This window comes from Micromonospora sp. 15K316 (assembly GCF_004348525.1).
Classification (GTDB): Bacteria; Actinomycetota; Actinomycetes; order Mycobacteriales; family Micromonosporaceae; genus Micromonospora.
The window spans coordinates 1-12,013 of sequence record NZ_SMKG01000182.1 but is presented as its reverse complement, the minus strand read 5'-3'; the positions used below and the strand labels follow the sequence as shown (position 1 = coordinate 12,013).

Annotated in this window: 12 protein-coding genes and 2 pseudogenes; 4 read left to right on the top strand and 10 right to left on the bottom strand. The window is 74.0% G+C overall.

Features of this window, described 5'->3' with window-relative positions:
• The 5 genes and pseudogenes from E1211_RS25080 to E1211_RS25060 form a co-directional block, all read right to left on the bottom strand.
• Positions 1 to 218, bottom strand: a pseudogene (locus E1211_RS25080) (GNAT family N-acetyltransferase); the annotation flags it as partial.
• A gap of 102 nt (positions 219 to 320) precedes the next feature.
• Positions 321 to 1,730: an FMN-binding glutamate synthase family protein gene (locus E1211_RS25075; protein WP_243709688.1), complete on the bottom strand. Its 1,410-nt coding sequence runs from the start codon at positions 1,728 to 1,730 to the stop codon at positions 321 to 323.
• A 231-nt stretch (positions 1,731 to 1,961) separates the two neighbouring features.
• Positions 1,962 to 2,375 (bottom strand): VOC family protein, encoded by a 414-nt coding sequence (locus tag E1211_RS25070; RefSeq protein WP_132351506.1) that lies wholly within the window; start codon positions 2,373 to 2,375, stop codon positions 1,962 to 1,964.
• Between the two features lie 163 nt (positions 2,376 to 2,538).
• Entirely contained in the window at positions 2,539 to 3,672 is a 1,134-nt protein-coding gene (locus tag E1211_RS25065; RefSeq protein WP_132351504.1) for an N-acetylmuramoyl-L-alanine amidase, read from the bottom strand.
• 129 nt (positions 3,673 to 3,801) lie between these two features.
• Positions 3,802 to 4,494, bottom strand: coding sequence for an RraA family protein (locus tag E1211_RS25060; protein ID WP_132351502.1), 693 nt, complete (start codon positions 4,492 to 4,494; stop codon positions 3,802 to 3,804).
• A 94-nt stretch (positions 4,495 to 4,588) separates the two neighbouring features.
• On the opposite strand from E1211_RS25060, the pseudogene E1211_RS25055 reads away from it, so the two are divergent.
• The 3 genes and pseudogenes from E1211_RS25055 to E1211_RS25045 all read left to right on the top strand — a co-directional run.
• Positions 4,589 to 4,771 (top strand): annotated as a pseudogene (locus E1211_RS25055) (slipin family protein); the annotation flags it as partial.
• 285 nt (positions 4,772 to 5,056) lie between these two features.
• Positions 5,057 to 6,061 carry a hypothetical protein gene (locus tag E1211_RS25050; RefSeq protein WP_132351500.1) on the top strand — a complete coding sequence of 335 codons (1,005 nt, stop codon included), beginning with the start codon at positions 5,057 to 5,059 and terminating at the stop codon, positions 6,059 to 6,061.
• Between the two features lie 232 nt (positions 6,062 to 6,293).
• Positions 6,294 to 7,583 carry an MFS transporter gene (locus E1211_RS25045; RefSeq protein ID WP_132351498.1) on the top strand — a complete coding sequence of 430 codons (1,290 nt, stop codon included), beginning with the start codon at positions 6,294 to 6,296 and terminating at the stop codon, positions 7,581 to 7,583.
• Between the two features lie 116 nt (positions 7,584 to 7,699).
• On the opposite strand, the gene E1211_RS25040 is transcribed toward E1211_RS25045, so the two are convergent.
• The 3 genes from E1211_RS25040 to E1211_RS25030 form a co-directional block, all read right to left on the bottom strand.
• Positions 7,700 to 8,089 (bottom strand): VOC family protein, encoded by a 390-nt coding sequence (locus E1211_RS25040; protein WP_132351496.1) that lies wholly within the window; start codon positions 8,087 to 8,089, stop codon positions 7,700 to 7,702.
• A 165-nt stretch (positions 8,090 to 8,254) separates the two neighbouring features.
• Entirely contained in the window at positions 8,255 to 8,674 is a 420-nt protein-coding gene (locus E1211_RS25035; RefSeq protein ID WP_132351494.1) for a YchJ family protein, read from the bottom strand.
• 70 nt (positions 8,675 to 8,744) lie between these two features.
• Positions 8,745 to 9,512 carry an SGNH/GDSL hydrolase family protein gene (locus E1211_RS25030; RefSeq protein WP_132351508.1) on the bottom strand — a complete coding sequence of 256 codons (768 nt, stop codon included), beginning with the start codon at positions 9,510 to 9,512 and terminating at the stop codon, positions 8,745 to 8,747.
• A 101-nt stretch (positions 9,513 to 9,613) separates the two neighbouring features.
• On the opposite strand from E1211_RS25030, the gene E1211_RS25025 reads away from it, so the two are divergent.
• The gene (locus E1211_RS25025) at positions 9,614 to 10,321 is read left to right on the top strand and encodes an MBL fold metallo-hydrolase (RefSeq protein ID WP_132351492.1); all 708 of its coding nucleotides are present in this window, start codon (positions 9,614 to 9,616) and stop codon (positions 10,319 to 10,321) included.
• 15 nt (positions 10,322 to 10,336) lie between these two features.
• Here the strand turns inward: E1211_RS25025 and E1211_RS25020 are convergent, their stop codons facing one another.
• Together E1211_RS25020 and E1211_RS25015 are read right to left on the bottom strand one after the other, a co-directional pair.
• Complete coding sequence (locus tag E1211_RS25020; protein ID WP_132351490.1) at positions 10,337 to 11,437, bottom strand: magnesium and cobalt transport protein CorA; 1,101 nt, start codon at positions 11,435 to 11,437, stop codon at positions 10,337 to 10,339.
• 59 nt (positions 11,438 to 11,496) lie between these two features.
• Positions 11,497 to 12,013: class F sortase (locus E1211_RS25015; RefSeq protein WP_132351488.1), on the bottom strand; the 517-nt coding region annotated here is incomplete at its 5' end.

Genomic DNA, 12,013 nt, shown 5'->3' with positions numbered 1-12,013 from the left:
ACCCAGCCCCGGGTGCAGACGACGTGCCCCACCACCTGCCCCTGCGGGTCGGTTGCCACCAGGGACAGGGCCGGCAGCCAGCCCTCGTCGGCGCGGAGCGCGTCGACCAGGGTGGCCTCGACCGGGGTGGCGTCCGGCGCGTCCGGCGCGGCGAAGGCGGCGACGTGCACCGCGCGGATGGCGTCGACGTCGGCGGGGGCTTCGCGTCTGATCAGCACCGGCCGACGATAGGGGAGAGGAGCCGCCGTCCGCCGCCGATTTTTCCGCCGGCCCGGCCGGTGCGGCGTCGCTCCCTGCCCCCGGCGTAGGTGGTGGGCGGGTCAGCCGACCGCGGTCGGCGACGGCGGGGCGCTGCCGCCCTGCGGCGCCTCGCCGGTCATCAGGCGGACGATCGCCGCCCGGTCGTCGGCGGACGGGAGCCCCCATTCCGGCTGGTAGCCGTAGACCTCGTGCAGCGGCGTGGAGCCGGTGCGGCCGTCCAGGAACTCCACCGAGTCCGTGCCGATCAGCCCGGGGTGCTCGACGCCGCACGCCTCGGCCACCTTCATCAGGTCGCGGCGCAGCGTCCGGATGTAGTTGGCCGCCCGTACCGCCTTGCGTGCCGGGTCCAGGCCGCGCGCCAGCCACCCGTTCTGGGTGGCGACGCTGGTCGGGCAGGTGTCGGTGTGGCACTTCTGCGCCTGGATGCAGCCGATCGCCAGCATCGCCTCCCGGCCGACGTTGACCATGTCGCAGCCGAGCGCGAACGCGACCACGGCGTTGTCGGGCAGGCCGAGCTTGCCCGCGCCGACGAAGGCCACCTGCTCGTGCAGGCCCCGCTCGGCGAAGAGGGTGTAGACCCGGGAGAAGCCCTGCTGGAAGGGGAGGGACACGGAGTCGGTGAAGATCAGCGGGGCGGCGCCCGTACCGCCCTCGCCACCGTCGACGGTCACGAAGTCGACGCCGCGCCCGGTGTCCCGCATCAGGTCGGTGAGCTCGTGCCAGAAGCCCAGGTCACCGACCGCGGACTTGATGCCGACCGGCAGCCCGGTCTCGGCGGCGAGCAGCTCCACCCAGTCCAGCAGGCTGTCGCAGTCGGAGAACTCGGCGTGCCGGGACGGGCTGACGCAGTCCCGCCCCACGGGCACTCCCCGGGTTGCCGCGATCTCCGCGGAGACCTTGGCCCCCGGCAGCAACCCACCCAGGCTCGGCTTGGCCCCCTGGCTGAGTTTGATCTCCAGCGCCCGCACGGGCGCCCCGGCGATCAGATCCCGCAGCCGCGCCAGGCTGAACCGCCCGTGCTCGTCCCGGCAGCCGAAGTAGGCAGTGCCGATCTGGAACACCAGTTCACCGCCGTTGCGGTGGTACGGCGACAGCCCGCCCTCGCCGATGTTCTGCAGGCAGCCGGCCAGGGCCGCACCCCGGTTCAACGCCGCGACCGCGTTGCCGGAGAGCGACCCGAAACTCATCCCGGAGATGTTCACCACCGACTCGGGCCGGAACGCGCCGGCCCGGCCGTGGGCCGACCCGAGCACCTTGGCGCAGGGCAGCCGCACGTCGTGCCCCGCCTCGGGCGCGGACGGCGGCACCGCCCGAGCGAAGGTCCGGTGCTTGATGATCGGATAGCCGGGGGTGTACTCGATGTCGTTGTCCGTGCCGAAGCCGAAGTAGTTGTTCTGCTGCTTCGCCGAGGCGTACACCCAGCGGCGCTGGTCGCGGGTGAACGGCCGCTCCTCGTTGTTGCCGGCCACGATGTACTGGCGCAGCTCGGGCCCGATCGCCTCCAGTAGGTACCGGGCCCGCCGAGGACCGGGAAGTTGCGCAGCAGCGCGTGATCGCGCTGCGTCAGGTCCCGCGCGACGAGCGCCGCGAGGGCGGCCGCCGCCGCGGGTACGACTCGGCGTGCCCACGTCATGCCCGCACTCTTTCCGGGATCGGCCCGACGCAAACCGCCGCCGCCCCGCGACGCCGAACGGCGGGGATCAGCCCTGCTTCGGCGTGATGTCCACCATCCACTGGATGCCGAAGCGGTCGACGCACATGCCGAACTCGTCGCCCCACATCTGCTTCTCCAGCGGCATCGCCACCACGCCTCCCTCGCTGAGCCGCTCCCAGTAGCCGCGCAGCTCCTCGGCGTCGTCCCCGCTGATACTGACGCTGATGTTGTTGCCCGGCTCGTGCTCCATGCCGGGCGGGAGGTCCGACACCATCAGCGTGAAGCCGCTGTCGGTGTCGAGCATGGCGTGCATGATCTGGTTCTCCGTGCCCGGTGCCGCGTTGCCGAACTCGCCGAACGTGCTGACGTAGAGCGAGCCGCCGAACACCTGCCGGTAGAACTCGATGGCCTCCCGGGCGTTGCCGGGGAAGTTGAGGTACGGGTTGAGTCGAGACGCCACAGCACCCTCCTTGGTCGTGACCTGCGTCATCGTCGCAGCTCACGGGGGGCGGGACAACGAGGTGCGGCGGCGTTTCGCGACCGGCGGGACCACGAGGCGCGGCGTTTCGCGACCGGCGGGGAACGGCCGACCTCGACCGTCCCCCGCCGGAACGACGACTGACTCAGTGGCGTGTGAAGGACTGCCGGACCACGCCGCCGACGATCGCACACCACGTGCTGACGTCCACCTTGCCGTTGCGCGGCAGCCCGTGCACGCCCTGCAGATCCTGCACCGCCTTGCGGGTCGGGTAGTCGTACTCGCCGGTCACGGTGACCTCGGCGTACCCCTTGAGGTTCAGGATGAACTGCACGGCGCTGACCGGCAGCCTGCTCGCGTCCTTGCCCAGCTCGGGGACGAGGGTCTCCCAGGTCTGCGGGGTGAGCGTGGCGTCGACGTCGACCGGGATGCCGTTGCGGTACTGCCAGTCCTGCACCGCGGCCACGGTCGCCGCGTCGAAGACGCTGTTGATCGGGACAGTGTAGCCCCGGTGGGTGAGCAGGTACTGCACCACCTGCACGGCCGGCGAGCCGACGAAGCGCCACAGGTCCGGCCAGCGGCGGGCCGGCACGTCGGCGAGGTGGGTGCCGAGCTCGGCGAACACCCGGCGTCGCAGCATCGGGAACTGCCGGTAGAACGTCGCACCCGGGCACTGCGTGTTGCGGAAGTCCCAGTGGCCGAAGATGTCGTGCGCCTGCAGGCCGTACTGGCGGCAGATCGTGGCGCAGAGCCTGACCAGCGAGTCGAGCAGCGCCTGCGGCGGCGTCTCGGTGACGTACGTGCCCTCGTTCTCGATCCCGATGGCCCGCCCGTTCTCACCCGGGCAGTGCGCCGCGATCATCTGCCGATCGCCGGCCCGGAGGCGCTCCAGGCTCCCCGTCCGGCCCTCCAGGACGTACCCGCCCCGGCTCACCGTGAAGTGTTGCCCCGTGTCGGACCAGCCGTTGCCGTCCATGTGCAGGTCCTGGCAGTCCTTCGCCAGCTTGATCGCCTGCGCCTCGGAGTAGTCGGTGACGTTGGGGAAGGCCATGTGGTGCACGATGATCTTGTTGGTCGCGGTGGCGCTGACCGACAGCGGGTCGGCCGGCGGGCGGGCGCCCCACTCGTCGCAGCCGATGATCCAGTCGAGGTCCGTGCCCGGGGTCGCCTGCGCCGCGGCGGGGAAGGCGAGCTCGCTCCCGACGACCGCGACCGTGGCGGCGCCGAGGCCGGCCCGCAGCAGCGTACGCCGGTCCAGTTCGGATTGGTTGACGTGCATGACAGCTCCTCTGCGGCCGGGCCGGGGGTGGTGAAAAGTAGCTCCATTGGCCGCGCGTGATGTGGAGGATATTGCCGCGCCGGGCGCTGCGCTAGGGGTCGCGCGGGGTCGGCCGCCCGGCCGTGCCGCTCACTCCTCGATCGCCCCACCGACGCGACGCAGGTGACGCCGGAAGGTGTACGCCGGATCGACCGACCGACGCGCCAGGTAGTCGTCGAAACCGGTCTGCCGGCGCAGCGTCTCGCCCGCACGGATCCGTGCCGCCTGCTCCCGCTCGACCTGCCGGATCCGGGCCGCGGTGGTCAGCACCTCGTGGCAGCGGTCGGCCGCCACGAAGAGCACCCCGTCGTCGTCGCCGAACACCAGGTCGTCCCGGCCCACCTCGTGCTCACCGACGCGCGCGCTGGTCAACGCCGCCGGTTCCCGCTCGTCCACCCGGACCGGGCCGGGCGGACAGCTGCCGTAGCTGAACACCGGCAGCCCGATCTCGGCCAGCTCCGTCGTGTCCCGGTGCAGCCCCCACACCACCAGGCCGGCGACCCGCGCCGCGATGGCCTCCAGCACGGTCAGGTCACCGACGCACGCCTCGTCGGTCCGCCCGCCGTTGTCGACCACCAGCACGTCGCCGGGCGCCGCGTGGTCGTACGCCTCCAGGAAGACGTCCACACTGCCGTGGTGCCGCGCGGGCAACACCGGCCCGGCGACCCGCTGGCCGGCGAGCAGCGGCCGCACGCCGGCCGGCGCGACCCGCAGCGGCACCCCCAGGCGTACGCACGCGTCCGCCAGCAACGGAGTGGACAGGTCGACGAAACGCTCCAGCATGACGTCCTCCAGACGGCTCGGCGGGGACGCCATCGTAGGGAGAGCGGCCGGCACCGGAACGAGATCCAATCCCGAGCGGGCGGCTCCCTCCGGCCTGATCGCCGCCGACGGTGAGTTCCAGGCGTCCCGCAGGCTCGCCGACGCCTCCCGGGCGATGGCGGCCACACCGGGGGCGTACCAGCTGCGGCTGTCGCAGACGGTGGTGGATGTCGCGGCCGAGAAGAACAGCACCCTCGTGATGCCGTTCCCGGTCGAGTCGCTGCGCTCCTTCGACAAGGTCACCGGGTCGCCGGGCGGGCCGGCCTCGGCCGCGCCACCGCTCGGCCCACCGCCCGAACGAGCCGACCTCGGGCCGCTCACCGAGAACGTGGCCGGCGCCGCCGAGGAGGAGAGCCACGGCGGGCGCCCCTGACCCGGCTGGGTTCCGACCGGCCGATCGCCACGTGGGCTTCCGGACCGTCCACTCCGGGCGATCGCCGGACCGCCGACCCGCGTTTGCCGCCCGGCGACCACCGGGTAGGTGGGGACGGAACGTCTCGACCAACCCGCGTGGAGGACCCGGATGAGAGACAACGTCGGCGACGCGGTGGGCGACGCCTTCCGCTCGGTGATGCTGTTCGTGCCCAAGGCGGTCGCCTTCCTGGCGATCCTGGTGGTCGGCTGGTACGTCGCCAAGGCCGTCCTGAAGCTCGTGAACCGGATCCTGGAGCGGGTCGGCTTCGACCGGGCCGTCGAACGCGGCGGCGTCCGCCGCGTGCTGGACCGTTCCCGCTACGACGCGAGCGACATCGTCGCGAAACTCGTCCAGTACGGGCTGCTGCTGGTCACCCTCCAGCTGGCCTTCGGCATCTGGGGACCGAATCCCGTCTCGGACCTGATCGCCGGGGTGGTCGCCTGGCTCCCGCGTGCCTTCGTGGCCGCCGTCATCGTGGTGGTCGCCGCCGCGATCGCCAGCGCCGTCAAGGACATCGTCGGCGGCGCCCTCGGCGGCCTCTCCTACGGACGGGTGCTGGCCACCCTCGCGTACGTCTTCCTCCTCGGCCTGGGCGTCGTCGCGGCGCTCAACCAGATCGGCGTGGCCACCACCGTCACCACCCCGGTGCTGGTCGCCGTGCTCGCCACCGTCGGCGGGATCCTCGTCGTGGGTGTCGGTGGCGGCCTGATCCGCCCGATGCAGAGCCGCTGGGAGGCGTGGCTGACCCGTGTCGAGCAGGAGTCCCCCTCGATCGCCGCGCACGCCCGCGCCTACCGGGCCGAGCGCCACGCCGCCGCGGCGGACGAGCCGCCGAGCCCCACCGGCGCGGATCCGGACGCCACCCAGGTCACCCGACCCGCCGACCCCGACGTGACGCAGGTGGTCACCCGGCCGGCGGACCCCGACGCCACCCAGGTCGTCACCCGACCGGCGGAGACGGGCGCCACCCAGGTCGTGCCCCGCACCGACGACCCCGACGTCACCCAGCCGACCCCGTCCGGCGGCACCCCGATTCCCGGACCGCGCGGCACGGACGAGAGCGAGACCACCATGGTCATCCCACCCGCACCACCCCGGCCGGACCAGCGCTGACTGCCCGCACGTGAGGGTGGGGTCGGGTGTCCCACCCTCACGGGGCGCCCGGCCGCCGACCGCCCGGCGGCGTGGGCCGCCCGTGTGCCGCGAACGCTGGCCCGGTGGGGGTGACGCCGACTAGCATCGCCGGCATGACGTGGCGACATTGATGCACCGCTGACGGCCGCAGCCGTGGGCCGCCGCGGACGCCGTGTTCCAGGCGTCCGCTCCGCTCCCACGGGAAGGTCCCATGACCGTCACCTCCACGCGCGTGCCCGATCGCGCGGTCCGCCGCCTGACGGCGACCCTCTACGGGTACGCGTTCCTCACCGACCTCGTCCTGCTCTATCCGCTCTACGCGCTGCTCTTCACCGACACCGGACTGTCGGTCGGGCAGATCTCCTCGCTCTTCGTCATCTGGTCGACCAGCGCCATCCTGCTGGAGGTGCCCTCGGGCGCCCTGGCCGACGCGCGCTCCCGCCGGCTGCTGCTCTGCCTCGCCCCGCTGGTCACCGCCGCCGGCTACGCGCTCTGGGTGCTGCTTCCCTCGTACCCGGTGTTCGCGCTCGGCTTCCTGCTCTGGGGGGCCGGTGCGGCCCTCAGCTCCGGCGCGCTGGAGGCGCTGGTCTTCACCGAGCTGGACCGGCGCGGCGCGGCCGGCCGGTACGCCCGGATCACCGGCCGGGCCAGGACCGCCGGGGTGCTCGGCGCGCTCGCCGCGAGCCTGCTCGCCGGACCGGTGCTGCTCGTCGGCGGATACCCGGCGGTCGGCGCGGCCAGCGTCCTCGCGTGCCTGCTCGCCGCCGCCGTCGCCACCCGGTTCCCGGAGCACCGTGGCCGCGCCCAGCAGGCCGGCGCGCAGCCGGTCCCGCCGGAGGGCGACGCCGCCGCCGAGCCGGGGGAGCAGCTCGGCTGGGTGGCGAGCCTGCGTGCCGGGCTGGCCGAGGCGCGGGCCGTGCCCTCGGTACGGCGCGCGTTGCTGCTGGTGGCCGTGGTGGCCGCCGGGTGGGGGGCGCTCGACGAGTACACCCCGCTGCTGGCCCGGGACACCGGCGTCGACGACGCGACGGTCCCGGCCCTGCTGCTGCTGATCTGGGCCGGGATGACGGTCGGCGGGCTGCTCGCGCCGGCCGGCGAGAAGCTCGGCGCCCGCGGGTACGCGGGCGTGCTGGCCGCCGCCGCGCTGGCTCTGGCGGGCGGCGCGCTGACCGGCCATCCGGCCGGGTTCGTCCTGGTCGCGATGGCGTTCGGTGCGTTCCAGCTCGCCACCGTGCTGGCCGACGCCCGGCTGCAGGCCCGCATCGCCGGCCCCAGCCGCGCCACCGTCACCTCGCTCGCCGGCGTGGCCACCGACGTCACGATCATCGCCGTCTACGCCGGGTACGGTCTCGTCGCCACGACGGCCGGCAACGCGGTCGCGTTCGCGGTGGCCGCGGTGCCCTACCTGGCGCTGGCGCTGCTGATGGGCGCCGCCGGCCGCCGGTACCCGGGCCGGCGCGGCCACCCGGTGATCGAACCGGCAGCTCGCAGCGGGCCGTGAGCCGATGCGGGTCGGCTTCGGCCGCTCGTACCGGCTGGGGCCGGTGCCGACGTCCCCGGGCCGGCCCCGGTCGCGGGCCGGGCGACGACCGGCGGTGGCGGCGCCGGCCCCGGCCGTCAGCCGGCCAGGTGCACGAACGACCACTGGTGGCCGTCGAGGTCGCGGAAACCGCGCATGTAGAGCCGACCGGTGTCCTGACCCGGGCCGAGGGCGTTACCGCCGGCCGCCACGGCCCGGTCGACCAGGTCGTCGACCTCCTCCCGGCTTCCCGCGGCGAGCCCGACGATCACTTCCCGGCTGGCCTCGGTGTCGGTGATCCCCACCTTCGTGTACTCGGCGAAGGCGGAGTCGATGTGCAGGATCAGCTGGGTCGCCTCGTTGAGGCTCACCATGATGCTGGTGCGGTCGGGGGAGGGCTGGGCGCCGGTGAAGCCGATCGACCGGAAGAACTCGGCGGAGGTGGCCAGGTCCCGTACCGGCAGGTTGATGAAGGTCGTGATGGCCACCGTGCGTCTCCGTCCGCCTCGCCCGAGCTGCCGGAGCGTGTGAGTCGGCCCCGCCGGTACGCTGCGGACCGCGGCTCCTGCTCCGCACCGGTCAGTTTCCCGCGTCGCAGGGCCGCGCGTGACCGGTCTCGCCGATCGCCTCGAAACCGGCCACGATCCGGTGGGTCACTCCCGCTCGGCGTCGAGGTAGACCCAGCGGCCGCCGGCCCGGACGAAGCGGCTGCGCTCGACCAGCACCCCGGTCTGCCCGCCGGTGCGGTGGTAGGCGCGGAACTCGACCGCGCCGGTGCTGTCGAGCAGGCCACCGCGCTCGGTGTCGACGATCTCCAGCCGGAGCCACCGCTGACCGGGGTCGAGGTCGAGCCGGGCCGGTCGGGTGCGCTCGTCCCAGCTGCGCAGCAGATAGCCGGCGTCGCCGACGGCGAAGGCGCTGAACCGGGAACGCATCAGCGCCTCGGCGGTCGGCGCCTCGGCCTCGCCGCGGTGCAACGGGCCGCAGCACCGCGCATACGATCCGCCGGACCCGCAGGGGCAGGTCGGCTCCCGGTCGTCCGCCGCGCGCCGACGGTTCCCACGCTTCGCCATCCGGCCATCCTGCCCTACCCGCCGCCGGCGCTCTCCGGGCGCTGCCGGTCAGCGCCACCGCGGGCGGGGCTCAGGTCAACTCGACCGGCAGCGGCGCCGGACGCTTGGCCACCCGACCGTCGCCGGACGAGCTGCCGCGCAGGTGCCGGGCCAGCCAGGGCAGCAGGTGCCGGCGTGTCCAGGTCAGCTCGGCGCGGATCACCTCGTGCTGGGGGCGCCGGCCGGCGGCGGCCAGTGGACGTGACCAGGAGTCGTCGCTGCCCGGCAACCCGGCGGTGTACGCCAGCGCCGCCGCGATCCGTTCGTGGCCGGCGCTGTTGGCGTGCAGCCGGTCGTCGCTCCAGAGCCGGGGGTCGGAGGCGACCGGGTGGGCGCCGAGGTCCAGCAGGGTGGCCCCGGTTCCCGCGGTGACCTCCCTCAGGGCCGCGTTCAGGGCGCTCACCCGACCGCGCAGCGGCCGGGCGGCCGGCATCACCGGCACCGGGTCGGGCAGGGTGAAGGTGAGCACGGTGGCGCCCTGCGCGACGAGCGCCCGCTGCATCGCGCCGACGTCCTCGGCGACCCGGTCGGCGTCGAACGACGGGCGGAGGACGTCGTTCATCCCGGCCACCACGGTCGCCAGGTCCGGGGCGAGGTCGAGCGCTGCCGGCAGCTGCTCCGCCCGGATCCGGGCCGTTGTCCGCCCCCGGATCGCGAGGTTCGCGTACTCCAGCCCGCCCTGCGCCCGGGCCACGGCGAGCGCGAAGCGGTCGGCCCAGCCCCGATACCCGCCCGAGCCGTCCGGGTCGTCCAGACCTTCCGTGGTGCTGTCGCCGATCGCGACGTACCGGTGCCACATCACACCGGCGACGGTAGCGCCACGAACGGGCGACGGTACGTCGGCCCCGCCCCCGGCGGCGCGGGCACCCCGCGTTGACGGGGTTTCCTAGGCTCGCGCGCATGGCGCACCCTCCTGCGGTTCCACTCGCCCCCGGCCTGTGGCGGATACCCACGGCCGGCCGCGCGTTGGTCAACTCGTACGCCCTGGTCGACGACGACGGCAGCGTCACGCTCGTCGACTGCGGGCTGAAGCGGGCGCCGGCCCGGATCGTGCGCGGCCTGGCGGCGATCGGGAAGACCCCCGCCGACGTCACCCGGATCGTGCTCACCCACGCGCACCCGGACCATGCCGGCGGCGCCGCCGAGGTGGCCCGCCGCACCGGCGCGCCGGTCGTCGTGCACGCCGCCGACGTCGAGTACGCCCAGGCGGGGCACGCCCCGCCCCGGGATCCCCGGGTGACCGGCGGCCGGCTCTTCTCCCGGTTCGGCGGGGGCGGCTTCCCGGCCGTCGACGTGGCCCAGCCCCTCGCCGACGGCGACGTGCTGCCGGTCGGCGGTGGCCTGCGCGTCGTGCACACGCCGGGGCACTCCCCGGGGCACGTCTCGCTGCTGCACGAGCCCACCCGGGTGCTGATCACCGGTGACGCGCTCTTCAACGTGGTCGGCATCCGTTGGCCGATCAAGGTGCTCTGCACGGACTTCCGGATGACGCAGGAGACCGCGCACGTCCTCGCCGAGCTGGAGTACGACGTGGCGGCGTTCACCCACGGCGCGGAGCTCACCGACAACCCCCGCGAGCGGATCCGCGCCTTCCTGCGCCGGCGCTGAGGCCGGGTCGCGCTCTCAGAGCCAGCCGGAGCGGCGGAAGAGACGGTGCAGGGTCAGCGCGGCGAGCGCCATGGCGCCGAGCGCGGCCCAGTACCCGTAGCGCCAACCCAGCTCCGGCATGTGCGCGAAGTTCATGCCGTAGATCCCGGCGATGCCGGTCTGCACGGCGGCGATGGCCGCCCAGGCCGCGATCTTGCGCATGTCGTTGTTCTGTTCGACCGCCAGTTGCGCGAGCCGGGACTGCACGATCGAGGTGAGCAGGTCGTCGTACGCGGCGACCCGGTCCACCGCCCGGGCGAGGCGGCCGTTGACGTCGAGGAACCACCGGTGCAGGCCGCGCGGCGGGCCGACCGGATCGTGTTCGAGCAGCCCGCGCAGCGGCACCTGCAACGGCAGTACCGCCCGCTTGAACTCGACCACCTCGCGTTTGAGCTGGTAGAGGTTCTGGATGTCGGCGGTGCGGTCACGGGCGAAGACGCTCTCCTCCGCGCGCTCCAGGTCCCGTTCGAGATGTCCGGCGATCTCCAGGTACAGGTCCACCATCCGGGAGCAGACCGCGTAGGCGACGGCCCACGGCCCCTCCGCCAGCAGCGCCGGTCGTCGCTCGACCTCGGCGCGTACGGGTGCCAGCGCGCCGGTCGCCCCGTGCCGGACGGTGATGGCGAACCGGTCGCCGAGGAAGACCATGACGTCCCCGGTGTCGATCACCTCGGAGTCCTGGGTCAGCTCGGCGTGTTCGACGTAACCGGCGGTGCGCAGCACCAGCAGCACCACCTCGCCGTGCTGCTGCACCGTGGGCCGGTGCCCGTCGGCGAGCGCCTGCGCGACGGTCAGCTCGTCGAGGCCGAAGACCTGACCGACCGCCGCCATCACCGCCGCGCTGGGCTCGTGCAGTCCCAGCCAGACGAAGGTGTCGCGGTCGCGCCGGCAGCTGTCGTAGGCGTCGGCGTAGTGGGGGCGCCCCGGGCGGCGCTCACCGTTGACGTAGACGGCGCAGTCGACCACCGCGTCGGGATTCGCGCGGGTGGACGGATCGAGGGTCGCGGCGGGCTGCCAGCGCAGCAGCCGACGCAGCAGGGCGGACACTCCCGAACCGGACCGGACCGGATGGTCCACCGCTCACCTCCGCATCGCGCAACGCCGGCCTACGGTACGCGAACGGGGACGGCCCGGCCTCAGCCGGTGCGGGTCGCGAACACGACGACGTTGTCGACGTACTCGCCGGTCTGCTCGTCGAACCGTCCGCCGCAGGTGAGCAGGCGTAGCCCGGACGTGTCGGCCGGGCCGTAGACCTGGTCGGTGGGGAAGCTCTCCTTCGCGTACGCGCTGACCCGGTCGACGGTGAACGTCGCCACGCGCGCGTCGGCTCGGCTGACCCGGACGGTGTCGCCCGGCCGTAGCCGGCCGAGGTGGAAGAAGACGGCCGGACCGGTGGGGGAGTCGACGTGCCCGACGAGCACCGCGTTGCCGGCCTCGCCGGGGCTGACTCCGTAGCGGTACCAGCCGGCCAGGGCGGGCCGGTCCAGGGGCGGCACCTCCAGTACGCCGGTGGCGTCCGCACCGATCGGGACGATCTCGGCGCGGACGCCGATCGCGGGGATCCGTACGAGCGTGGGGGCGGACTGCGGCAGCGGTGGTAGAACCGGCGCGGGCCGGCTGGCGGCCGGTGCGGCGGCGTCCGGTCGTGGGGGC

Excerpts from the sequence above, each read along its gene's own strand:
- E1211_RS25065 (WP_132351504.1), bottom strand. The coding sequence starts at position 3,672 with ATGCACGTCAACCAATCCGAACTGGACCGGCGTACGCTGCTGCGGGCC.
- E1211_RS25060 (WP_132351502.1), bottom strand. The coding sequence starts at position 4,494 with ATGCTGGAGCGTTTCGTCGACCTGTCCACTCCGTTGCTGGCGGACGCG.
- E1211_RS25050 (WP_132351500.1), top strand. The coding sequence starts at position 5,057 with ATGAGAGACAACGTCGGCGACGCGGTGGGCGACGCCTTCCGCTCGGTG.
- E1211_RS25045 (WP_132351498.1), top strand. The coding sequence starts at position 6,294 with ATGACCGTCACCTCCACGCGCGTGCCCGATCGCGCGGTCCGCCGCCTG.
- E1211_RS25035 (WP_132351494.1), bottom strand. The coding sequence starts at position 8,674 with ATGGCGAAGCGTGGGAACCGTCGGCGCGCGGCGGACGACCGGGAGCCG.
- E1211_RS25030 (WP_132351508.1), bottom strand. The coding sequence starts at position 9,512 with ATGTGGCACCGGTACGTCGCGATCGGCGACAGCACCACGGAAGGTCTG.
- E1211_RS25025 (WP_132351492.1), top strand. The coding sequence starts at position 9,614 with ATGGCGCACCCTCCTGCGGTTCCACTCGCCCCCGGCCTGTGGCGGATA.